The 24,338-nt window shown below is 63.2% G+C and carries 8 protein-coding genes; 4 read left to right on the top strand and 4 right to left on the bottom strand.

Going from position 1 to position 24,338, the window contains the following annotated elements; translation table 11 throughout:
* Positions 1-852: 852 nt before the first annotated feature.
* Positions 853-16,902: an autotransporter-associated beta strand repeat-containing protein gene (locus ACZ5WW_RS17010; protein ID WP_377166078.1), complete on the bottom strand. Its 16,050-nt coding sequence runs from the start codon at positions 16,900-16,902 to the stop codon at positions 853-855.
* A 276-nt stretch (positions 16,903-17,178) separates the two neighbouring features.
* On the opposite strand from ACZ5WW_RS17010, the gene ACZ5WW_RS17005 reads away from it, so the two are divergent.
* The 3 genes from ACZ5WW_RS17005 (at position 17,179) to ACZ5WW_RS16995 (ending at position 20,873) form a co-directional block, all read left to right on the top strand.
* On the top strand, positions 17,179-18,726 hold the full coding sequence (locus tag ACZ5WW_RS17005) for a sulfatase (protein ID WP_377166080.1): 1,548 nt from the start codon (positions 17,179-17,181) through the stop codon (positions 18,724-18,726).
* Between the two features lie 78 nt (positions 18,727-18,804).
* The gene (locus ACZ5WW_RS17000; protein WP_377166081.1) at positions 18,805-20,286 is read left to right on the top strand and encodes a sulfatase family protein; all 1,482 of its coding nucleotides are present in this window, start codon (positions 18,805-18,807) and stop codon (positions 20,284-20,286) included.
* Entirely contained in the window at positions 20,283-20,873 is a 591-nt protein-coding gene (locus ACZ5WW_RS16995) for a hypothetical protein (protein ID WP_377166083.1), read from the top strand. Before ACZ5WW_RS17000 ends, ACZ5WW_RS16995 begins: the two co-directional genes overlap by 4 nt.
* 193 nt (positions 20,874-21,066) lie before the next feature.
* On the opposite strand, the gene ACZ5WW_RS16990 is transcribed toward ACZ5WW_RS16995, so the two are convergent.
* From ACZ5WW_RS16990 to ACZ5WW_RS16980, 3 genes are all read right to left on the bottom strand, one after another.
* Entirely contained in the window at positions 21,067-21,531 is a 465-nt protein-coding gene (locus ACZ5WW_RS16990; RefSeq protein ID WP_377166085.1) for an EVE domain-containing protein, read from the bottom strand.
* A 187-nt stretch (positions 21,532-21,718) separates the two neighbouring features.
* Positions 21,719-22,831, bottom strand: coding sequence for a D-TA family PLP-dependent enzyme (locus tag ACZ5WW_RS16985; RefSeq protein WP_377166087.1), 1,113 nt, complete (start codon positions 22,829-22,831; stop codon positions 21,719-21,721).
* A gap of 78 nt (positions 22,832-22,909) precedes the next feature.
* Positions 22,910-23,056 (bottom strand): hypothetical protein, encoded by a 147-nt coding sequence (locus ACZ5WW_RS16980; RefSeq protein ID WP_377166089.1) that lies wholly within the window; start codon positions 23,054-23,056, stop codon positions 22,910-22,912.
* 125 nt (positions 23,057-23,181) lie between these two features.
* Between ACZ5WW_RS16980 and ACZ5WW_RS16975 the strand changes: the two genes are divergently transcribed.
* Complete coding sequence (locus ACZ5WW_RS16975; RefSeq protein ID WP_377166091.1) at positions 23,182-24,330, top strand: lactonase family protein; 1,149 nt, start codon at positions 23,182-23,184, stop codon at positions 24,328-24,330.
* Positions 24,331-24,338 lie beyond the last annotated feature (8 nt).

Genomic DNA, 24,338 nt, shown 5'->3' with positions numbered 1-24,338 from the left:
TTTGAATGAACTGCATTCTTTGGAACAAGACCAATTTGAGCCTTAGACCGAGACTTGGCCTATCTCTTAGCTCTCAGGAATTTTATCTTTATCCATAAACTTCCCATTTCTTTATCTGACATGGCTCGCGTCAGCAGCAGGCGGCTTCTTTCAAGAAATTGAAGTCCGCTCATCGGCATGCGGAGAGTGTTTTTTTGAGCCATTTTTCAGAGGCCCTGCCTCAGCTCTGAAGCGTCGGCCCAGCCCCTTTTGGGCTGGTGCTGGGCGGTGCGTTGGAGGCGGCCAGGGAAAGGAGCTGCTCTCAATAGTTCGTGGTATGATACCACGCACAGCTGAAAACGGGTCTCATGGGTGAAAGCCAGCATTCCATGCGGCCAGCCAGCGCTCCGGAGGAGTGGGATCGTCCCGATCCCACACGTTCCGCATCGCCCTGCGCCCTCGCAGATCCACGAACACGCTGCAGGTGGGGGGATCAAGATGATCCCCCTCCGTCGGCTCGTGCCTCCACCTTCAGACCCTTTTTCAACGCATCGTGGTGTGATACCCAAATCAGCGGAAAACGAGTCTGAACAGTCGCGCAAATCGATTCAGGGAGGCCCGCAGGGTGCAGATGATCTCGCAGCCTCTCCCGCGCTCCTTCAGAGCGCGTCCTTGAGCGAGAATGTTGCGGATCCAACACCCAGGGCTGACTCCTGCGGACCTTTGGCCCGCAGCGCTGGGCCTTGGCGAGCCTGACTGCCCCATTCTCTTCAGACCCGGTTTCAACTATTCATGCTCTGATTCACAGGTGGGATCTTCTTGATCCGCAGTCTGGGAGGATGGGAACGCTGGATGATGGAAGGGCGTGCGGCTTCAGCGAGATGAGCGCCGACGGCGAAGCATAAGGCCGACAAGACCGAGCAGGAGGAAGAGTGCGCGTGAGGGCTCTGGCACGACGACGATGAGGCCATAGGTGGTGAAGGCTGTGGTGTCCCAAGACATGCCGGATGCCGAGAGGTCCGGGAGGCTGAAGTCGGTGCTGGCATTGAAGCTGCCGCTGTAGGAAGTCCAGTCGATGAGGTTGAACACGTCTCCAAGCTGAGGTCCGTGTGCGGTGTAGCCATTGTCGAGAATGGTGATGGTCCCGGCTCCTGTGCCGAGAGAGAGGGAGCCTGCGCCCAGATTGATGAAATCATGATTGCCAGGAGTGGCACTGTTCCACACGGCCAGGCTGGAACTGCCGATGCCCTGAAGATAGGCAAGAGCGGTGGTCGCGGTGCCGCCAAGGCCGTCGTGAAAAGCCCCGTCATAGAAAACGCCGGAGGCCTGCGTGGTGGGAGCGGAGATGCTGAGCTCGATCCTGGCGCCGTCACTGACGGTCAGAGTGCTGGTGACGGCGGTGAAGGTGAGGGTCTGATTGCTCGTGGCTGTGTCGCCCATGCCAGGAGCAAGAACGGCACCGCTGCTGATCACGGTGGCGCCGGCAATGGTGCCGGAGCCTGAGAGCCTGCTGCCGGTGTTGGTGACGGTGACGCTGCCAGTGCCGGTGCCGGAACCGGAAGTGTTGTCGATCTGGAGTGTGCCGCCGGAGACTGTGGTGCCGCCGGAGTAGGTGCTGGCACCGCTGAGGATCTGTGTGCCCGCACCTGTCTTGGTGACTGTGCCGCTGCCGCTGATGATGCCGCCGTAAGAGAGGCTGCCAAAGCGGTTGTAGACCAGGGCAGCGTTGTTGACGATGCTGAGGCTGCTGGTGATCGTGCCGTCGTTGCCGCTGGTGCCGTCTCCCAGCTGCAAGGTGCCTGCGCTGATGGTGGTGGTGCCTGAATAGGAGTTGCTGCCCGTGAGGGTCATGGTGCCGGTGCCCTGCTTGGTCAATCCGCCGGAGACGCCGCTGAGGGTCCCTCTGAAGGTGGTGCTGGCATTGTCGGCACCGGTGTTGAGAGTCTTTGCCCCAAGGGTGACGCTGGAATCAGCCCCCCCTGAGAGAGATGCGATGGTGGCGGAGGCGGGGGTGACGCCGCTGATGTCGAAGACGGAGCCGGAGCCGGTCACGGTGACGGCTGTGGAAGCCGCGGTGCCTGAGGCACTGAGGGCCAGGGTGCCGGAGGAGATGGTGGTCGATCCCGAGTAGGTGTTGACGCCCGTCAGAGTCAGGGACCCGCCGCTGATGACGAGGCTCACCTTTCGTGTGCCGCTGCCAACGGCGTTCTGAATGACGCCTGCATAAAGCTGGGCGGCGCCTGTGATGGTCAAGGTGGAGTCGGATGTGGTGGAGCTGTTCCCAATGGTGGCCGTGCTTGATCCGCCTTTGACGATGCCGACCAGGGACTGATTGAAGCCTGCGAGATCGAACGTGCCCGCGGACACGGAGCCGATGGTGAGGGTGGCGGTGGTGGCAATGCCGTTATTGGCGCCGATGGCGGTGGTGTCCTGGTTGTTGACGAGACTGGTGTAGCCCGTACCGCCTCCGGAGAACACCACGGTGCCGAGGCGAGCGGTGACGGCGACCGAAGAGGTGATGACGCCCGTCACATTCAACACGGTGCCGGCGGTGGGCGCGGCGAAATGGCCGCCGGCCGCGGCGGCGGCGCTGATGGTGATGGGGCCGGAAACGGTGGCCGTTCCGGCGGCGGTCCCCGCCTCAATGATGCCTCTGCCGGAGGCGCTGTTGTTGGCGCCGATGGTGATGGCGTTGGAGAAGGTGAGGCCGGTGCCAACCACGAGGCGCACGCCGGAAGTGGCGAAGGTGACAGCGCCGCTGCTGAGGGCGCCGGCGTTGTCGATCTGGATGATGCCATTGCTGATGGTGGTGCCGCCGGTGAAAGTGCTGGCGGTGCTGAGGGTGAGAGTGCCGGTGCCGGTTTTGATGAGCGCGAGGACCGCGCTGCCGCCGGTGTTTTGAAGCACGCCGCCGAAGGTGCTGGAGGCGTTGTTGGCACCGACGGTGAGTGTGCTGGTGGTACCGGCGGCGAGATTGTCCACGGTGCCGGTGCCACTGAGGCCGTTCACGGTGTCGCTGAATCCGTTCATGTTCAGCAGGCCGTTGGTGGTGACGAAACTGCCTTTGCCGGAACCGTCCGGGAGGACGTTGCTCGCGCCGAGCTGGATGGTGCCGCCGCCCACGGCGAAGGTGGTGTCGCCGGCGTAGGCGTTGGTGCCGTCGAGGATGAGAATGCCGGCGGTGGATTTGACCAAGGCGCCGCCCGCATTGAAGTCGGCGAGGTTTTTGAGCGTGCCCTGCTGGAGATTGAAGGTGGTCACGAGATTGCCGGAGGCGCCGATGGTGCCGCCGGTCATGTCGAGGACACCGCCATTGAGGGTGAGGGTGGAGGTTTCCGTGCCGGTGCCGTTGGTGGCGGCGATGTTGCCGTCCACGGTGAGGGTACCGCCGTTGATGATGATGGAATTGCTCACGGCATTGAGCGCATTGGCGGTGGTGTTGCCCATGGTGAGGTTGCCGGTGATGCGGAGGGTGCCGCTGTTGAGATTGATGGTGGCGATGCCCAAGGTGGCGATGGTGGCCGCGGCGGTGGCCGAATTGACGGCCATGTTCAGAGTGCCAATGGTGGTGGTGGAACCATTGATGTTCATGACGGCGGAGGTGCCGCCCAGGGCGGAGGTGCCGCTGAGGGTGCTGACGCCCATGTTGAGGGTGGTGATGTTCACCGTGCCGGTGCCGGCAATGTTGAGCGTGGCCTGTGTGCCGCTGGTGGCGGTGGCACCGCTGACGCTGAGAGAGCCCATGCTCAGAGTGGTCACTGTGACGGTGCCCTGACCGCTGATGTCGAGGGTGGAGACGGCGCTGCCGGAGGAGTTTGCGGTGGAGGCGGAGTTGGTGCTCATGTTCACGGTCGTGAACGTGGCGGTGGTGCCGGCGGTGGTGCCGCCAATGGTGAGAGAGCCGGTGACGTTTCCAGTGGTGAGGCTGGAGCCGCCACGGCTGGCGAGAGTGACCGTGGTGGCGGCGAGGGTGCCGGTGTCGAAGGTGAATGTGGAGGTGGCGCTCTGGGTGGTGGCGGTGGCGGTGGGCGCACGCGAGGCGATGGTGAGCGTGCTGGCGAGGATGTCCACGCTGTTGCCAGCAAAGAGGGCGGATGCGGTGAGGGCGGTGTTGGTGCTGCCGGTGGTGTTGATCAAATTGATGGTGGTGGCGCCGGTGCCATTGACGGCACGCAGCTTCAAAGTGCCCGAGCCCACGGCGAAATTGACCACCCCGCTGCCGCGGGCGGAGGTGGTGCTGGTGGAGACGCCGCCGATGTTCAGGACGTCTGCGTTGAGAGTGGTGACGCCGGTACCGAGCGTCAAGGTGGAGGTGCCGGCGTGAGCGGTGGAAGCGCCCACATCCACGACGGAGGCGGTGATGGTGCTGGCGGGGGCGAGCAGGATTTTGACGGTGTCCGAGACGGTGCCTGAGTCCGCGCTGCCGAGACGGAAGGCACCACCGCCGAGATTGGCGAGGAAAGTGCCGAGACCTGTCATGTCCAGGGTGGTGGTGCTGGCGACGGTGCTGCCGCCGCCGACGCGGAACGTGGCTCCCGAGGAGGAGGCGTCCCAGGTGCCGACGCCCGCGGATGAACCGGTGACGTTCAGAATGGAGGTGGTGGTGCCCGAGGTGGTGGAGGCGCCGACGAACACGTCGTTGCCGGTGTAGAGGGTCATGCCCGAGCCGATCCTGATGATGCTGGCGGAGGAGGAATTGCTCTGTGCGATCAAGCCGCCGCCAAAGCTGGCGCTGACGGCGGTGAGGTCCAAAGTGCCGACGGTGGTGATGGCGCTGGAGGTGCCGAACACGAGGGTGTTGGTGACTGCAGCGAGGTTTTGCTGCGTGTCAAAAACCAAGGTACCCTGGTTGATGACGGTGCTGCCGCTGTAAGTGTTGAGTCCGGACAGACGCAGGGTGCCGGCACCGGATTTGGTGATGCCAAAGCCGGCACCGCCGTCATCGATGACACCTGCGAGGGTGAGAGTTTTTGAGGTCACTCCGATGGTGGAAGAGCTGAGCAGGGTGACGGCTCCGGTGCCGGTGCTGAGGTCGTTGGAGCCGATGAAGGTGAAGCTGCCGTTCAAGTTCAGCGGATTGTTGTTCAGGGTCAGCGCTGCGCCGAAGGTGTTGTCAAACGAGCCGCCGCTGAGGGTGAAGGCCTGGCTGCCAATGGCGCCGGACTGGCCGATGTTGAGCGTGCCCGCGGTGAGACTGACACCGCTGCTGATGGTGTTTGCGCCGCCCAAGGTCAGGGTGCCGCCAGTGACGTCCACCGAGCCGGTGATGGAGCTGCTGCCACTGATGGTGGCGGTGCCGGAGGAGATGCTGAAGCCGCCGCCAATGGTGTTTGTGGCTCCGCCAAAGGTCGCGGTGCCGGCTGTGACCGAAAGGCTGCCGCCGATGGTGATGCCGCCGCTCAAAACGAGCGTCCCAGCGCCGGACTTGGTGAGCGAGCGAGTGTTTCCTGCATCGCTGATGGAACCGCCGGCAGTGAGCGTGCTGGCGCTGGTGGTGACGGTGGTGTTGGCAGCAAGCGTGACAGCGCCGGAGCCGAGATTGAGGGCATTGGCTCCGGCAAAGGTGAAGCTGCCATTCCAGACCATGGCGTTGGCGGCGGCCGCCAGGCTGACCGTGGAGCCTGAGGTGTTGTTGAGAGTGGTGAGCGCACCGATGGTGAAGGTGCCGGTGCCGAGGGCGCTGTTTGCATTGATGTTGAGCGTGCCGCCGGAGAGGGTGAAGCCGCCGGCGCCGGTGTTGCCAGTGCTGCTGAGGGTGAGGACTCCGGAGCCGGACTTGTTGATGAGGGCATCGATGGACACCGTGCCGCTGACGAGAAGGGAGGCACCTGTGCCATCCACGTTCCATGTCTGAGAGGTCACATTGGAACTGGAGGCAACCACAGGCGCACTGATGGTGATGGCGCCTGCATTGGCAGCGACGAGAATGCCGCCGGAGGTGCTGCTGGGAGCGAGGGTGAGGGTTCCTGTGGTTCCCTGATTGATCGTGACCGCAGTGACGCCCGAGGGGGAGGCGATGAACTGCAGGCCATCGATGGTGTAGCTGCCGTCCAGGGTGGTGGTGATGGCGGGACCGGTGGCATTGGTGGCGCTGAAGATAACGGTGTCTGTGGTGGTCGGGACGGTGGCGTAGTTGATGGTGCCGGCGGCGTTGGTGGCCCAGTTGGTCAAGGGGCCGGCATTGATGGTGGCCCAGGAAGTGGTGGGCTGGCTGCCTGTCCAGTAAACGGGGACGTAGGACACGACGTCGAGAGTGACGAGGGTCGCGCTGGTGTTGAGGGTGTAATTGAACCCGACCGGCGCGGTGCCGAGGGCAAAGGTGGCCTGATCGAGCCCGCCTGCGGCCGAGATGAGACTGTAGGTGCCGCTTCCAAAGCCGGAGAGGCTGAAGAAGTCGAGGGTGATGGTACCGCTGACCACGGCGGCGACTGAGCTGATGATCTGATCGCTGGTGCCGGAGGCTCCCAGCTCGAAACCAAGGCGTGCGCCGCCAACGGCCTGAAGGGCGCCGGAGGTGAGGGCGAGGGCCTGGGTGCTGCCGTTTTGGAAGCTCATCACGCCGGTGGAAGCGACGGAGAGCGCACTGATGCCGCCGGTGCCAAAACCGGCCTGCAAGGTGCCGTCATTCACGAAGACGGCACTGGCGCCGCTGTTCCAGCCGTTGGTGCCGGAGATGATGACGGTGCCGGCGCCGGTTTTGATGAGATTGCCGGTGCTGGAGCTGCTGATGCCGCCGGAGAAGGTGAGAACTCCGGTGGCGCTGGCGGTCTCAACGGTGCCGCCGGAGGAGCCGAGGGTGAGCACACGCGCGGTGGTGAGGTCCGTGGAACCGGACCCGGAATAGCTGAGGGTGCCGCCATTGATGCCGATGGTGTTGGTGGCGGAGGCATTTCCCAGACTGGCGCTGGTGGCGAAGGAGAGCCTGCCGCCATTGACATTGACGGCGCCGCTGAAGGTGCTGGCGGAATTGAGCGTGACAGTGTCCGCCGTGGTCTTGGTGAGGCCCACGCTGCCGGAGAGGATGGCGCTGACGGTGCCATTGCGCAGATCAAAATTTGAGGTGGAGGTGAGCACGCCGGTGGTGCCGGTGATGAGGCCGCCCTGAAGGGAGACGGTGCCGACGGTGTTGGAAAAAGTCGAGAGGTCGAACGTGCCGCCATTCACCGTCACGTTTCCTGTGGCGAGGAGGGTGTTGCCGGCCCCCAGAGCGAGTGTGCCTGCAGTGACGGTGGTGCCGCCGGCATAGGTGTTGGCACCGGAGAGCGTGAGCGTGCCGGCTCCGATCTTGGTCAAGCCGCCGGAGGTGTTGGCCGTGGCGAGCGCGCCGAGGGTGACGGACGCGCCTGTGCCGCCACCGCCAGTGAGCGTGACTGTGGGTGTGGTGCCGCTGACATAGGTGCCCGGCGAGGTGATGACGATGCCGGTGACGACTCCGCCACTGATGAGGGCGTAGCCTGCGGCGGGAGTGCCGCCGGCCACCAGACCTGCGCTGCTGAAGACAACTGCGGGTGCGCCGATGTAGCCGGTGCCGCCGACGACGGTCATGTCTGCCTGAGTGACCCCGACGCCGGTGGCGGCGGTGAGGGGCTGATTGAGGGAGCTGTTGAAGCCGTTGGTGTCAAAGACCAGGCCGCCATTGAAGGAGGGAGCGCCGGAGATGGCGTGGTTGTCAACAGAACCGAAGAGAGTGGAGGTGTAGGTGATGCCGGCATTTGAGACCGGCACCCAGTTGGAGATCGCGGCGGTGGTTTTCAAGGTGCCGCCGGCGAAATTGAGGTAGGCATTGTTGGCACCTGTGGGATTGACGCTGGAGGAGATGGCCACGCCGACGCTGAGCGTGCCGGCGGCCAGATTGACGAAGCCGGAGTTGCCACTGTCATTGGTGGTGCTGTTGCCAAAGCGCACAGGCTGCGCGCCGGTGATGACACTGCCGCCCGCGACATTTAGAACGCCGTAGGTGCCGCCGACGGTGGTGCTGTCCATGAACAAGGCGAACGGGTTGGTGGAGCCGGTGTGGTCGATGACGCCGGTGTCGGCGACGGTGATCTGTCCGAGGCTGTAGCCATTGATGAACCATTCGGCATTGGTGTGGTCGAGAAAACCGGTGCCGCCGACAAAGACGACGCCTGCGGAGGAGGTGGCGGGGTTCAAAGCGCTGCCGAGATTGGGGGCGCCGTTGACGTCGAAGCGGTTGCCTGCCCTGAAGACGCCGCCGGTGAGATTGAAGTAACCGTAGGAGCCCGCCGCCCTGGCAACATACTGAGCATTGCCGATGCCGGGCGCGATGGTGACGGTGCCACCGGTCTGATTGTAAACGGCGGCGCATCCGGCGAAGTTGCCGCCGGTGATGGCAAAGAGGGTCATGTCGCCGCTGACATTCACAACGGTGCTGTTTGCCGTGGCGCCGTAAGCGAGCGTGGGGGTGGTGGTGTTGCCGATGAGGGAGCCGGTGATGTTGAGGACGCCGTTGTTGACGGTGGTGTTGCCGGCATAGGTATTGGCGCCGCTGAGGGTGAGGGTGCCGGTGCCGTTTTTGACAAGGGCCAGGTTGGCAACGCCTCCATTTTGCAGGACGCCTGCGAAGGTGGTGGAGGAGTTGTCTCCGCCCACGGTGAGGGTGGCGGCAGTGGCCGGGCTGCCGTTTTCAACGATGGCACCCGCAGCCCCCGAGAGGGAAGCAACGGTGTTGCTGAAGCCATTGAGCTGGATCCTGCCTGCGGCTCCGACGACCACAGCAGAGTTTGCGCTGAAGGCGGTGGCGGAACCGGCGCGCAGGGTGCCGCCTGTGATGGTGGTGATGCCGTTGTAGGTGGAGGCATTGGCGGTGGTGAGCTGCAGGGTGCCGTCACCGAGCTTGGTGAGACTGAAACCATTGCCGGTGACACCGCCGGAGACATTGAGGACTGTCGCCGCGTCTGCGACGGTCCAGCTCTGGGAGGCGGCGAGAATGACGGGAGCCGAGATGGTGACAGCGGCGGGAGCGCCGGCCTGAAGAGTGATGCCACTGGCGGAAGACGTGGGTGTCAATGTGAGCGAGCCACCGGTGCCCGGGGCGATGGTGATCGCAGTCAAGGGCCCGGAGCCGACATTGCTGCTGAAGGTGAGGTCTTTGACATTGAAAGCTCCATCCAGCGTGGTGCTGAGGGAGGTGCTGCTGAGGCCATTGGCGCTGAAGATCACGCTGCTGTTCACCCCAGGAGTGCCCAGGACGTTTGACGTGCCTGCAAGATCGGAGGTGAAGTTTGAGGAGGCGCCGCTGAATGCGGTCCAGCTGCCGCTGACGGCACCTTTCCAGTAGAAGTCTCCGGTGGAAGCCGTGGCCGTGAGCTGGACGAGGCTGTCTGTGCTGGAGAGGGAGAAAGTGTAGCCCGCCATCTGGGAGGAAGCGGAGCTGAGGGCGTAAGTGGCGCCGCTCAGGCCGCTGGTGGCTGAGAGCAAGGTGTAAACACCGGGGCCGAAACCACCGAGCCCGGTGAGCCTGAAGTTTACCGCATTGGCGGCGGTGGCAGCGCCGGTGAGAGAGAGGGAGTCGTAGTTGCTCGTGGAGCCGAGATCCATGCCCAGAGTGGCGGCTCCGGTGCCAGCGCCGAGGTTCAGGCTGGTGAGGTGCAGTGTCTGGCCCACGGTGTTGAAGGTGTTGAATGTGGCACCGGCGGCGACGCTGAGACTGGCCAAAGCGGGAGCGGTGGCGGCGGAGCCGGTGATGTTCAATGTACCGGCACTGACGGTTGCGGAGCCGAAGTTCAAACTGGCCGAGCTCAGGGTCAGTGCGGAGGTGGCGCTGTTCTGGATCACAGCAGCCACGTTGGCGCCGATGTCCGCACTGATGGTGGTGGCGGCGGTAGCGGTGCCCGAGTTGGTGATGGTGCCGATGTTGTTGAGGGCGTTGGTGCCCAGGGTGATGCCGCCCGTGGTGCCGGTGTTGCTGATGACCACATTGCCGGTGCCGGTGATGCCGCCATTGAGCTGGGCGCTGCCGGTGGTCGAAGTCTTGCCGATGACGAGGTCATGGCTGTTCAGGGTGACGGAGCCGTTCCAGATCACACTGGCGGTGCCGGTGCCGAGGATCATGGTGGCAATGCCGGTGTTGCCGGAGGCGACGGTGACGGGCTGCAGGTAGGTGAGCGAATTGGTCACCTGCAGGGTGGCATTGGACGCACCCGAGGAATCGCCGATGGTGATCCCATTGGCGCTGCCGCCGAAGGTGCTGGCATTGTTGCCGCCGATGACGGTGCCCGCCTTGATGAGGAGGCCGGAGGTCCACAGATTGGCGACTGCGCCGAGCGTGAGGCTGGAGGTGAGGCTGTTTTGGATGACGCCGGTGACATTGGCGCCGATGACGGAGCTGATGGTGGTGGTGGCGGTAGCGGTGCCCGAGTTGGTGATGGTGCCGGTGTTGTTGAGGGTGTTGGTGCCCAGGGTGATGCCGCCCGTGGTGCCGGTGTTGCTGATGACCACACTGCCGGTGCCCGTGATGCCGCCATTGAGCTGGGCGCTGCCGGTGGTCGAAGTCTTGCCGATGACGAGGTCATGGCTGTTCAGGGTGACGGAGCCGTTCCAGATCACACTGGCGGTGCCGGTGCCGAGGATCATGGTGGCAATGCCGGTGTTGCCGGAGGCGACGGTGACCGGCTGCAGGTAGGTGAGCGCAGCGGTCACCTGCAGGGTGGCATTCGAGGCGCCTGAGGAATCACCGATGGTGATGGTGTTTGAGCTGTCACCAAAGGTGCTGGCATTGCTGCCACCGATGACGGTGCCCGCCTTGATGACGAGGCCGGAGGTCCACAGATTGGCGACGCCCCCCAGGGTGAGGCTGGAAGTGAGGCTGTTCTGGATGACGCCGGTCACGTTGGAGCCGATGACGGAACTGATGGTGGTGGTGCCGGTGGCCAGGCCGCTGTTGGTGATGGTGCCGGTGTTGTTGATGGTGGTGCCGGACAGGGTGATGGTGCCGGTGGTGGCATTGTTGCTGATGATGACATTTCCGGAACCGGTGATGCCGCCGGTGATGGAGGATGCGCCCGAGGTGCCTTCCTTGGCGATGATGAGATCTTTGTTCAAAGTGATGCCGCCGCTGAGAACCGGAGCGCCCGTGGTGGTGCCGAGGAAGATCGTGGCGGTGCCGGTGCTGCCGGCCGCGACCACGATGGGGTTGGCGTAACCGGAGGCGGTATTGAAGAAGGTGACGCTGGCATCTGCACTGCCGGAGGTGTCTCCGAGAGTGATCACGTTGGTGCTGGCACCGAAGGTATTGGAATTGTTGCCGCCGATGACGGAACCGGCCTTGATGGTGATGCCGCCGGTGAAGGTGCTGGCGGTGGCTCCCAGGGTCAAAGTGCCGAGGCCAGCTTTGACGATGGCGATGTTGTTTTCATTGGCCCCTGCCCCGCCGATCAAACCTGCATAGGTGGTGTTGGTGTTTTGACTGATGGTGAGAGTCGAGACCGTGCTGTTTCCGCCGACGAGGGAAGCCCCGGCAACGGCGCTCAAGTCGGTGATTGCCTGATCCGCCACGGTCGTGCCTCCCAACTGCAAGACCCCGGTGCTGCCCAAGCTGAGGCCGGCTGTGGTGGGCAGACGGTTGGCACCGCCGTCGAGGATCAAACGGCCGGCGCTGATGGTGGAGGCTCCTGTGAAGGTGGAGACGGCGTTGAGGGTGAGGGAGCCGGCGCCGATCTTGGTGAGGCCGCCGACGCCGCTGTTACCGATGGCGCTGGCGAAAGAGATATTGTTGCCATTGGTGTCAAACGTCACCCCACCGGAACCCACGGTGATGGTTTTTGAGGAGGGGTCGTAAACTCCGGAGAACTGGAGGCCGCCGCCGAAGAAGTTCAAGCTGCCGGTGCCGAGCTTGCCGAGTGCGTCCGCCTGGACGAGGCCGAGATTGACATAGAGATCGGTGAAGGTGTTTCCGGCGCTGCCTAGCACGAGCGTGCCTGCGCCTGACTTCACGAGGGCTGCGGTGGTGGTGAGGGCTGAGTTCAATGTGAGCGACCCCGAGGCATTGGTGACGTAGGCGTAGTAGGGCGTGCCGCCGGTGGTGAGGGCGGTGAAGCCGCCGATGACGTTGGCCACCGCATTGGCGGAAAGGATGGCGCCGCTGGTGATCTGCAGACCACGGGAAGGCCCGGTGAGGGTGATGCCCGAGGCTGCGTCCACGAGCAAAGAATTGATGACGGTGGCCGAGCCGGCGAGCGTCGCGCCGGTGGTAAAACGGACATTGTTTGTGGTGACGCTGGCGAGCGCATTGAAGCCGGCGGCTTCCTGGACGTACTCCGTGGCGATGTTGAGAGTGCGCAGCCCGAGGGTGCCATCGACGAATGTGACGAAGGAGTTGCCGACATTGGTGGCGGCCACGGGTGCGGCGGCGGTGCTTTCACCGATGAAGAAGGGGTAGATGCTGAAGTTGGTCTGACCCGTGACTGCACCGGCGAGACCTCCGCCGATGGAGCCGCCGGGATCCACACTGAAAACGATCCTGCCGCCCTGGGTGGCCACGGTGTCGAAGCTGCGGGCAAGGAGGAGGGCGGTGGAGAAATTGTTGCGAACCAGAGGTGCGGCGTCGTTGAATCTCAGGCCTCCGATGCGGGAGGCGGCGGTGCCGTCTGCGGTGATGGTGTTCTGCCCGGCGTTGAGGGTCAGAACGCCCACGGTTTCGAGAGAGGTCGAGGTGCCGCCGTTGCGCGAGGCATAAAGGCCGAGGCCGCCTGCGGTGTTGCTCATTGTCACAGGGGTGGCGTCGGGAATACGGTTGATGCCGGAAGTCTGGTCATTGTTCAACTGCACCGAACTGCCAGTGCCACTGATCACGATGGCGTTGAGTGCGGTCCCGAACTGAGTGACGTTGCCGTTCATGAGCCAGATGCCCTGGTTGATCTGGAGGGTGCCGACAAAGCCGCTGCCTCCGTTGGCGGAGTAGGTCAGCGTGGATGCACCGGATTTTATGAGGGTGGTGGTGGCATCGCCCGAAAATAGCCCCGCATAGGTGGCGGCCGTCGTTTGATTGATGATCAGAGTGCTGCCCGCGCCAAGCGCCACCGTGGAACCGCCGTGGGAGCCGGTATTGCCACCGGTGAGGCTGCCGACGATTTCAGTGGTGCCGCCTGCCAGGCTGAAGACGACAGCGGAGCCCACGGCTCCAAGCGTCAGAGCCTGGCTGTCTCCGACAGCAAAGCCGCCGGAGGCGATGACGGTGCCGCCCAGGACGCTGAAAGCGCCGGTGGCATTGTTATACCCACTGAGAGCCAAGGTGCCTGCACCGCCCTTGGTGATGAGAGTGGCGCCGGTGATGGCCGATGAAACGGAGAGAGACTGGGAGAGGCTGTCCGTGGTGAAGATCAACTCGTTCCCGATGTTGCCGGCAAGGCGGCCGCCGCTGATGGTGGTGACGCCGGCGCCGGAAGTCTGGAGAATGCCGCCGCTGTCGATGCGCAGCAGACCACCTGCGGTGATGACGACATTGGAGGCGCCGGAGGAATTGAAGCGCAGGCTCGTGATGCCCGTCTCTGTGTCGAGTGTGCCGGTGAAACCTGCCGAATCCGAAATGTTCTGCCCGGCCGACCAGCCGGTGACCACGTCCTGAAGGGTGGAGGTGGCAGCGATGATGTTGCCGCCGGACACCGTGCCAAAGGAAGTGACGCCGCCGCTTGTCACGGTGAGCCAGCCGCCGCCGGTGCCGACCAGGCCGGTGGTGGCGTCGTTGGTGGTGGAGGTGAGCACTCCATTGGAGGAGCTCTGGACACCGGAGGCGAGATTGATGCGCAGCAGGCCCGCGCCGGCTGCACGGGTGAGAGCGCCGAGATTGAGCACCAGGCTCTGGCCTGCACCGGGATTGAGAGTGATGCCGGACTGCGCGCCTGCGGCAAAGGTGGTGCTGGCGACCACCTGTGAGGTGGCGGCAGAAGCATTGCCATTGAGGACGAGGCTGCCGCCCAGGAGTGAAAGCGCCCCGGTAGTGCTGATTTTGGCGGTGTTGGAAGCTGTGTAGTCCAGGAGGAGGATGCCGCTGTTGAGCGTGGTGGTGCCTGTGAGACCCGAGTTGTCGCCGGTGAGCGTGAGCATTCCGCCCGCGCTGGTGCTCTGCACGACGAGCCCGGAGAAGGTGTTGTCATCGGCGAGCAGCAGATTACCGGCTCCCGATTTGGTGAGTGCGAAGGCCCCGGTGATGGGAACAAAGACCGAAAGCTCATACCCACCGACGGCCGCCACATTGGTGCTGTCTCCGACGGAGAATGTGCGTGCGGCGCTGAGGGTGATATTGCCCGTGCCGGTGCCCGTGATGACGGCGGCCTGGGGATTGCCGGTGCTCGTGTAGGTGACATTCCCGCCGAGGGTGAGGGTGGCGGTGGTGACATCGACAGTGCCCTGGGCAGCGGAGGTGGTGCTGGTGCCGCCAAAGGTGATGGCAGCGGAGGTGAAATTGTAGCCATTCAAATCCAGCAGAGCCGGCAGAGCAGCAGCACCGATGGCCAGGGTGACCGTGCCAGTGGAATTCAAGGCCTGAGCGACGCCAAAGCGCAGCGTGCCTGCGGCGATGTTTGTGCCGCCCGTCCAGCTGTTGGTGCCAGAAAGGGTCAGAATGCCGGTGCCCTGCTTGGTCAGAACGTTGGCAAGCGCCCCGGTGAACGCCACGCCACCGACCGAGCCCGAGGTGGCAAAGGTGCCGGAGAAAGTTGTCGAGGTGTTGTCACCGCCGACGGCGAGGGTTTTGACGGTGGTGGACGAATTGAAGATGGTGCCGGAGCCGGAGATGGAACCGACGGTCTCGGTCTGGCTGGCGGCCGTGGCGTTGATGTCGAGGCTGCCGGAGGCGCCGAGGATGACCGGACTCAGGTCAGGAATGCCCCCCGTGGAGGAGGTGATGCCGATCTGGAAAACGCCACCGTTGATGGTGGTGGGCCCCGTGTAAGTGGGGAGAGCCGAAAGCGCGAGTGTGCCAGCGCCTGTTTTGACCAGGCCCCCTGCCCCAGAGACAACACCGTTGAGCGTGAGAATGGTGCCGGTCTGAGAGACATCGATCGTGGCGTTGCCGCCCTGGAGGGTGTAGGTGTGCGCACCCGCTGTCGTGGCAGCGCCGCTGATGGTGCCGGTGGCACCCGTGTACTGAAGCGTGGCACCATCACGAAGCGTGACGACCGTTGTTGAGCCATTGCCGAGGCTGCCCGCACCACCTGCAGTGACACTGCTGAAGCTCAGGGTGCCACCGTTGACGAAAACAGCGCCGGTAAAGGTGTTGGCGACCGTTGTGCCGAGGGTCAGAACGCCTGTGCCGGCCTTGACGAGGGCACCGGCACCTGAAATGCCTGCATTGAGCGTCAAACCGCCGGTGTTATACTGATGGATGATCAAATCCGCCGAGCCAGCACTGGCCAGGGTGCCGGTGGAACCATTGATGGCGTAAGCATCCGAGCCGGTGACGAGAATGCCTGACTGGTTGACCGTCATGCCGAAGGTGCTGAGGTCGAGGATCTGACCGGCACCGGTGGACGTGATTTTGAGTGTGCCGGGTGTGGATGCCCCTGTCAAAACGAGGCCGCCGCTGAGTGTGTAGTTTGCCGTGGTGGTGCCGCCGGTCGTGGGCAAATCTCCGGTGTAGCCAGGGGTGCTGCCCACCGCGGTGCCGAGCCCGCTCAAAACGAATGGAGAAGAGCCGCCGGTGTTGCTGAGCCAGTTGTAGCTGCCTGCGCCGTCCGTGAAGACCGCACGCCCGGCACCGTAGATGCTGTTGGTGGGAGTGGTGGTGGTCACTCTCACGGTGGTGTTGGCCGGAGCCTGGACGAGCAAGGTGCCGCCGGAGGCGGTCGATGTGAAGGTGCCCAAGGTCAGGGTGGTGCCTGAGGTGCTGCCGTTGGCATCGACGATGATGGAACCGCCCGTGGCCCCGAGGGTGAAATTTCCAAGAGTCTGGGACACGGCCAGGCCACTCTTGCCTTTGACCGTCAGATTTCCGCCTGAAAGCGTGGTGGCGGTGGAAGCCCACATGCTGGTGGAAGCCATGTTCGAAAAATCGAGCACGATGCCGCCGCCGCTGATGATGGTGGCTCCGGAGAAGGTGCTGCTGGCCGTGGGAGCGAAGGTGAGCGTGCCGGCACCGATCTTGGTGATGGCAATGCGAGAGGCGGTGGCGGGCGAGATGGTGCCTGAAAAAGTGGTGCTGGTGTCGTCGCGGCCGATGGTGATGACGCGATTGCTGGCGGATGAGTTGTCCAAAATGCCGGCACCGCTCAACGAGCCCATGGTCAATGCCTGCTGGACGTCGAGCCTGGCACCGCTGGCGATGGTCACTGCGCTGCGCACCGGCAGCGCGGCCGTGCCATTGAGGATGAGCCTGCCGGCGTTGACGATGGTGGCGCCTGCATAGGTGTTGCTCCCCGAAATGCGCGCCGTGCCGGCGTCGTTCTTGATCAGGCTGCCGCCGGTGCCGATGACACCGGAAATGTCAATGGAGCCCGTTGCGACCGCGCCGGTACCGTTGAGCGTGAGGTCAGAGAGCGCCGAGCGCAACGTGCCGGTGATGGTGAGTGTGCCGACCGCTTCGTTGTTGGTGATCGCCAGCGTGTCCCTGAAGATGGTGCTGGCCGAAATGACGTCGAGACCGGCGCCTGTTTTGACAATGCCGGCGGAGCCAGCACTCACGTCAAAGAGCAGGGTGCCGGTGCCCAGGGTGATGGCGTAGCCGGAGCCGCTGCTGTCGCCAATATTGAGCGTGCCGAGAGTGGTGGGTTGACTCAAACTGACTGTCTGCGCTCCGCCGAGGGCAGAGTTCAAGTTTGCGATGTCATCGAGGGCGCCGGGGTAGCCCGATGCAGGCAGCCAGTTGCCGCCATCATTCCAGCTGTAAGTCCCAGCAGCGGACTGGTTCCAATAAAAGGTGGCTGCCTGCAACGGCTGGCCTACCTGCCATACCAGCAAGAGAACAAACATCCATGTGCCCAAGAAACGGCGAAAAGCGCGTAAGTAACTCATGATGAATTTTGATTGGCGGAATGGCAGGCTAAGTGATTGCGCTAGTTTTGAGCAAGCAAATGTTCAGGGGTAACAATAAAGGTTTCAGCAGTTCAACCTTTCACATAAGGTATTTCTTTACATTATCATAAAGACAGTGAGTTAATGTCGGGCGGTGGTGCTGCGCAGGTGCCCTGCCCTGAGGGCGAAGGTGTTTGGCAAGATGTCCTGTTTGCCGGCGTTTCCCCACGCCGCATGAGATTTACCTTCTTTCTGGCCACCTTCGCACTTCTCGCCCTTTCGCAGCTGCACGCAGCGCAGAGACTGAATGTTCTCTTTATGATGGCGGACGACCTGAACAACAGCCTGGGCTGCTACGGGCACCCGCTGGTGAAGACGCCAAATCTGGACAGGCTGGCGGCGCGGGGGGTGCGCTTTCAGAATGCGAACTGCCAGTTTCCGCTCTGCGGCCCGAGCCGGAACTCGATGCTGACCGGTCTGTACCCGAACAGCACGGGGATTCTGACGAACTCGCAGCTTTTCCGCCAGACGATCCCGAATGCGGTGAGTCTGCCGCAGGCTTTCCGCAGGGAGGGATACTTTGCGGCGCGCATCGGGAAGCTTTACCATTATGGCGTGCCGAACGGAATCGGCACGAACGGCCACGATGACCCGACTTCGTGGGAGCTTGAACTCAACCCTGCGGGCTGTGATCGCTTGATCGAGCATCCGGATATTTTTTCGCTGCTGCCCGGGAACTTTGGCGGGACGCTGAGCTGGCATGCCTCGCCACGGCCTGATGAGAAGCACACGGACGGCCTGCAGGCGAAGGATGCGGAGTGGGTGCTGGAACGCTGTGCGAAGGAGAAGGACCGGCCGTTTTTCCTCGCCCTCGGTTTCTTCCGGCCACACACGCCGTATGTGTCTCCGGAGAAGTGGTTCAAGGGCTACCCGGAGGCGGAGATGCCGGTGGTGCAAGGTGTGAAGGAGGATCAGGCGGACCTGCCGGCACCGGCTTTGGGGAGCTACAAGAAGGAGCAGGACAAGCTGACGGACGATCTGCGCAGGCAGGCAGTGCAGGCGTATTTTTCCGCCATCAGTTTCATGGATGCACAGGCGGGCAAGGTGCTGGATGCGCTGGACCGGCTGGGACTGGCGGAAAATACGATCGTGGTCTTTACGAGTGACCATGGCTACCATCTGGGCGAGCATGGGCTGTGGCAGAAGCAGAGCATCTTTGAGGAAAGCGCACGCGTGCCGTTGATCATCGCGGGACCTGGCGCGAAGAAGGGCGTGGTTGCGAATTCACCGGTGGGCTTGATCGACCTGTATCCGACGCTGACCGAGCTGTGTGGTGTCAAAGCTCCCGAGAATCTTCAGGGGCAGAGCCTGGTGCCGATGCTGAAAGACCCCGAGGTGAAAGGCCGCGGCTGGGTGCTGAGCCAGGTGGTGCGCGGGGGTGGATTCAAGCGCATGGGCGCGAGCGCCGCGAAGGGTGATGATGGAAAACGGATCTTTGGCTATGCACTGCGCACGGACCGCTGGCGGTACATCGAGTGGGATGAAGGCAAGGCTGGCAAAGAACTCTATGACCATGAGAAGGACCCCAAGGAGCTGACCAATCTGGCGGACAAACCTGAGCAGGCGGAGGTGCAGGCAAAGCTGGCGGAACAGCTCCGTGAGATCGTGAAGACCACCTTCCCTGCCGATGGCGTGACGCCTGCGATTCCTCAGGGCAATGTGATGTACAATCCTGAGCTGGTGGATCCTGGTGCTGCGCCGAAGAAAAAGACTCAAGAGTAGCCCTGGGATGTCAAAGTGATGCCCCATAGCCACCGTGATCCTCTGCTGACATACCGCCCGTTTTTTTTACCCTCTTCCATGAAGCCTGTTTTTCCCCTTCTCTGCTCCTTCCTCATTCTTAGTGCGTCTTTTGCCGCCGAGACTCCGAACATCGTGCTGATCAACATTGATGATCTGGGCTATGCGGACATCGGGCCGTTTGGGGCGAAGATGCCGACACCGAACCTGGACCGCATGGCGAAGGAGGGGATGAAGCTGACGAACCACTACGCCGCGCCGGTGTGCACGCCTTCCCGCGCAGCGATGATGACCGGCTGCTACCCGAAGCGGGTGCTGCCGGTGCCGCATGTGCTCTTCCCTGCGGCGGCGGTGGGGCTGAGCCCGAAGGCGACCACGGTGGCGGAGGTGCTGAAGGGTGCGGGCTATGCGACGACGTGCATCGGCAAATGGCACCTGGGCGACCAGCCGGAGTTTCTGCCGACCAATCAGGGCTTCGACAGCTACTATGGCATCCCTTATTCCAACGACATGGGGCCGGGAGCGGAGGGCTCGAAGAGCAACCCGGACCAGCCGCTGCCGAAGGCAGGTGCGAAGGGCAAAGGCAAGGCGGGTGCGGCTAAGGCCGACGCTGAGCCGGAGACCGGTATCAAGGGACCGGCGCAGCCACCGCTGCCTCTGATCGAGGACCACAATGTGGTGGAGCGTGTGAAGGCGGCGCAGCAGCACACCTTCACCCGCCGCTACACTGAGAGGGCGATGAGGTTCATCCGCGAGCATCAGAAGAAGCCTTTCTTCCTCTACCTGCCGCACAATGCGGTGCATTTCCCGCACTACCCGCATCAGGACTTCATGGGCAAATCAGGAATGAGCCTGCAGAAGGACTGGGCGATGGAGGTGGACTGGTCGGTGGGGCAGGTGCTGGACACGCTGCGTGAGCTGAAGCTGGACTCGAACACGCTGGTCATTTTCACGAGCGATAACGGCGGGCCGCTGAACCAGGGAGCGGACAACACGCCGCTGCGGGGCAGCAAGGGCAGCACGCTGGAGGGCGGCATCCGCGTGTGCACGATCGCGTGGTGGCCGGGCCGGATCCCTGCTGGCACGGAGACCAAGGCCATCACGGCGCATATGGACTGGCTGCCGACCTTTGGCGAGCTGGCACACTGCAAGAGCGTGGGGGAGCTGAAGCTGGACGGCAAGGACATCTCGCCCGTGCTGCTCGGGCAGAAGGGCGCGAGCGGGCATGATGTGTTTTATTACTATGCGGGCTTCAACCTGCAGGCGGTGCGCAGCGGTGCGTGGAAGCTGCATCTGGGGAAGAAGGAGCTCTACAACCTGGACAAGGACATCGGCGAGGCGAAGAATGTGGCGGCGGAGCATGCCGACATCGTGGCCCAACTGGAGAAGCATGCGGAGACGATGAGGGCGGACCTGGGAGACAAGACGAAGGATGCGCCCGGCGTGCGTGAGCTGGGCCGGGTGGAGAATCCGCAGCCGCTGATCAGCGCGGATGGAACGGTGCGCGAAGGTTTCAACAAGATCGCCAAGACACTGCCATGAAGTTCAAAGCCGCCCTGTTTGCCCTGATCGCCGTCTCAGCCCTGGCTGCTGATGCGCCGCTGCTGAAGGATGAGTTTTTGCCGACGAGCTTTGAAGGCCGCCGTGCCATGCGTGGGGAGTGGAAGTTTGCGGAAGGGTGCGCCACCTGCACGCAGGATGACGAACTGTACAAGAAGAACAAGGATCACGGGCCAATCCTGTTTTATGATCTGGCTTATACGGACGCGGCCATCCATTTCGCGGTGAAGCCGGATGCGGCGAACAAGACGGTGGTCTTCACGGCGAACGGCGAGAAGGGGCATGTGTTCCGGCTGGTTTTCTCCGCAGCGGGCATGGGCGTGCGGGCGTTTCCGCCGGAGGAGAAGGACCACAAGTCGATCTCGCTGGGGAATGAGAAGGCGGTGGTGCTGAAGGCGGATGCGTGGACGAAGATCCGCGTGGAGCTGCGGGGCAGCAAGGCGACAGTGACGGTGGGCGATTTTGTGAAGACGTATGAGCATGCGTCCATCGCACGCGCGAAGGCGAATCTGAGCGTGGGCTTCAGCTATGGGACGGTGAGTGTGACGGAGCTGGTGGTGGACAAGTAGGAGCGGGCTGGCGCGCAGCTACCGCTTTCTGCAGGCTGGACGGCGTGCGGAAGCCATCATGCTGCCCGAAAGCACTCACCGCATGCCGGACGGCAGGCTGTGGCCGAAGCACGTCCAAAACCCCGTGAAAGCAGTAGCTGCGATGCAGGCCTGCGCCTTGCATCTTCGCGACCGCACTCCAAATGCTCTCGCATCAAAGGCCGCCCAGTTTGCAGATGCGGTCCCAGTGTTTTGTTTCGACCGGGGTGATGGAGAGGCGGTTTCCGCGGCGGAGGATGAGCATGTCGGCGAGCTTGGGGTCGGCGCGGAGCATGTCGAGGGTGACGAAGGTTTTGAAGTCGGTCTCCCATTTGACATCGACCATGAGCCAGCGGGGTTCCTCGTGCTTGCTGCCTTTGTCGAAGTATTCGGAGGAGGGGTCAAATTGCGTGGGGTCCGGGTAGGCTTCCTTGACGATCTTCACGATGCCGGCGATGCCGGGGACGTCGCAGCTGGAGTGGTAGAAGAAGCCGAGGTCTCCGAGGGCCATGTCGTCGCGCATCATGTTGCGCACTTGGTAGTTGCGGACACCGTTCCAGGGCTCGGTCTTCTTGGGACGCTGCTTCAGGTGGTCGAAGGAGAAGACGTCGGGTTCGGATTTGAGGAGCCAGTGGTGCATGGGGAGGTCGTGCGTCCCTAAGGGGTATGTTTGATGGGACTGGTTTTATCTTGTTAAGCGTCTGGGGCTAGGCGGAATGTTCCTTGTTCCACAGGAACAAGGCTACTTTGTTTGGCTCGGACGACTACACAAAACCGAATCCCCGATTCCCTTTATGGGATGAGCGAGGATTCGAAATGCATTCTTACTACACGGTGATGAGGCGATTGCGGGCGGTGATGGGCCAGCGTTCGGTGGTTTTGCAGCCGTCGATGATGTAGGCCTCTCCGTGCATGGAGACGGTGGGGCAGACGTGGCGGGGGATGCCATGGAGGGCCTGGCCGATGGTGAACTCGTGGGCGCGCTCGGTCTCGAGGACGAGGTGCTCCTCGCTCTGCATGATGGCGACGGCGTCTGGCAGTTCCTCAAAGCGGACGCGGGGGTGGGGGTTTTCCGGGGCGACGGATTTGTGGCCGAGGTCGAGGGTGATGCGGTTTTTGCCGGGCTTGCTGATGACGCGGGTGAGGAGCACGGCGGCGGGCTGGAAGGGGAGGTCGGCGGGGTATTTGTCGCCATAACCAAAGTCCCAGAGGACGGTGGTGCCGGGGCTGAGGGTGCGGTCCGGATAGGTGGCGTGGATGCCGAAGGTGGGGGAGCCGCCGGCGACGAGTTCTTTGACGATGATGCCCTCTCCCTGAAGACGGCAGCGGAACTGGAGGACGGAGGCGAAGGCGGCATCGCAGCGCTCGCGGCGCACATCGAGGCTGTCATCGTGGATGTGGCCGTCGTAGGCGTGGAGGCCGCAGAACTGGAGGCGGGGGGTGTCTTTGAGGACGTGGGCGAGGAGAGCGGCCTCATCGCCAGGGACGATGCCGGTGCGACCCATGCCGCAGTCGAGCTCGAGATAGACACCGAGGGTGACATTGTGCTGCTGGGCGGCGGAGGCGAGGAAGGCGATGGTCTCCTCGGCATCGGCGATGCTGGAGAACTGGGTTTCCGGGAACTTGGCGGCGAGGTCGGCGAGGCGGTGGGCATTGATGCCGACGCAGGGCATGGCGACGAGGACGTCCGTGGCGCCGACGGCGGCGCACATCTCGGCCTCGGCAATGGTGGAAGCCTTGAACCGGGTGATGCCGAGGCGGATCTGCATGGCAATGACCTCGGCAGTCTTGTGGGTCTTCACATGAGGCCGAAGGCGCTTGGGATCTCCCGCAATCTGGAGCATGAGGGCCAGATTGTACTCGATGCGGCTGCGGTAGAAGAGCAGCGAGGGAGATGGGATGTCAGCTTCGTTTTCGACGTGGAACCAGGCGGGTTGCATGGGATGCAACGTGGCGAGCACAACGGGCGCGGTCAAATGCGCGCAACAAATGGATTTTGGAGACCGACAGGCACCCGGTTAGGTGTTCTTCGGGATCCAGTCGCCTTCGCGGTAGTCGAGCGGCTTCTCTTTGTCCATGTCGTGCTCCAGCTTGATGGGCTGGAATCCGCTGCAGCCAGCGAGCATTGAAAAAAGGGCGGCAAGAAGAAACAGGGAAGGTTTCATGCCGGAATGATGCGCGGCCCCCGGAAAGGAGCAAGCTAACAAATCGGGGGGATGAAAAGGCTTCATGCAGGGGGCTCAGTGAGGGCTTGACCGGGGAGCCACACGCCGTCAGCATCGGGTCAGCCATGACCCGATCCTCCATCGCCTTTGCCTTTGCCGCCCTGACCACCACCGCGATCGCGGGGGAAAACTTCCTCGTGTACTTCGGCACGAGCACGACGGCCAAAAACGGCAGCAAGGGGATCTATGTGGCGAGGTTTAACACGGCGACGGGAGAGCTGACGCAGCCGCAGCTGGCGGCGGAGGCTGGGAACCCGGGCTTTCTGGCGATCCATCCGACGAAGAAATATCTGTACGCCTGCGGTGACGTGGTGAAGGCGGATGGCAAGAAAGGCGGGGGGCTGAGCTCCTTTGGCATCCACAAGGACACAGGCAAGCTGACGCTGATCAACCAGTCTGCCACGTCCGGGGTGGGCCCCTGCCATGTGAGCGTGGACAAGACCGGGAGTGTGGCCACGATTTCCAATTACGGCAGCGGGAGCATCGGCTCGTACGCGATCCAGGCGGATGGCTCGCTCTCGCCTGAAGCGAGCTTTTTCCAGCACGAGGGCAGTGGCGCGGACCCGAAGCGCCAGGCGGGACCGCATGCGCACTCGGTGAACTTCAGCCCGGATAACCGCTATGCCTACGCCTGCGATCTGGGCCTGGACAAGGTGCTGATCTACAAGGTGGACACGGCCAGCGGCAAGCTGACGCCGAATGAGCCGCCCTTTGCCAAGACGCCCGCCGGCGGCGGCCCGCGCCATCTGGCCTTTCACCCGAGCGGCAAGTATGTGTATGTGAACAACGAAATGGCGATGACGGAGACCGTCTTTGCCTACGACGCGGCCACAGGCGGGCTGACAGAGATCGAAACCGTCTCGACGCTGCCGGAGGCAGACCGCGGCATGAAGGGCCTGAGCACGGCGGAGACGGTGGTGCACCCGAACGGCCGCGTGGTGTATGTGAGCAACCGCACGCATGACACGGTCGCCGTGTTTGCCTGCGACCCGGCCACCGGAAAGCTGACGCTGCTACAGAATGTGCCCGTGGAGGGCAAGATCCCCCGCAACATCTGCCTGGACCCGACGGGCAAGTGGCTGGTGGCCGCGCATCAGGACAGTGCCACGGCGGCCCTTTTCAAGGTGGACCAGGACAGCGGCAAGCTGACCTTTACCGGCACCAAAGTGGATGTGCCCGGCAGCATCTGCGTGCGTTTCCTGGCGCTTGATTAACCTGCCAC

The organism is Prosthecobacter fluviatilis (assembly GCF_055388355.1).
The sequence above is the reverse complement of the archived record's forward strand: the minus strand, read 5'-3'. Positions and strand labels throughout refer to the sequence as shown.

Coding starts and splice junctions, on each gene's coding strand:
- ACZ5WW_RS17010 (WP_377166078.1), bottom strand. CDS start 16,902: ATGTTTGTTCTCTTGCTGGTATGGCAGGTAGGCCAGCCGTTGCAGGCA.
- ACZ5WW_RS17005 (WP_377166080.1), top strand. CDS start 17,179: ATGAGATTTACCTTCTTTCTGGCCACCTTCGCACTTCTCGCCCTTTCG.
- ACZ5WW_RS17000 (WP_377166081.1), top strand. CDS start 18,805: ATGAAGCCTGTTTTTCCCCTTCTCTGCTCCTTCCTCATTCTTAGTGCG.
- ACZ5WW_RS16995 (WP_377166083.1), top strand. CDS start 20,283: ATGAAGTTCAAAGCCGCCCTGTTTGCCCTGATCGCCGTCTCAGCCCTG.
- ACZ5WW_RS16990 (WP_377166085.1), bottom strand. CDS start 21,531: ATGCACCACTGGCTCCTCAAATCCGAACCCGACGTCTTCTCCTTCGAC.
- ACZ5WW_RS16985 (WP_377166087.1), bottom strand. CDS start 22,831: ATGCAACCCGCCTGGTTCCACGTCGAAAACGAAGCTGACATCCCATCT.
- ACZ5WW_RS16980 (WP_377166089.1), bottom strand. CDS start 23,056: ATGAAACCTTCCCTGTTTCTTCTTGCCGCCCTTTTTTCAATGCTCGCT.
- ACZ5WW_RS16975 (WP_377166091.1), top strand. CDS start 23,182: ATGACCCGATCCTCCATCGCCTTTGCCTTTGCCGCCCTGACCACCACC.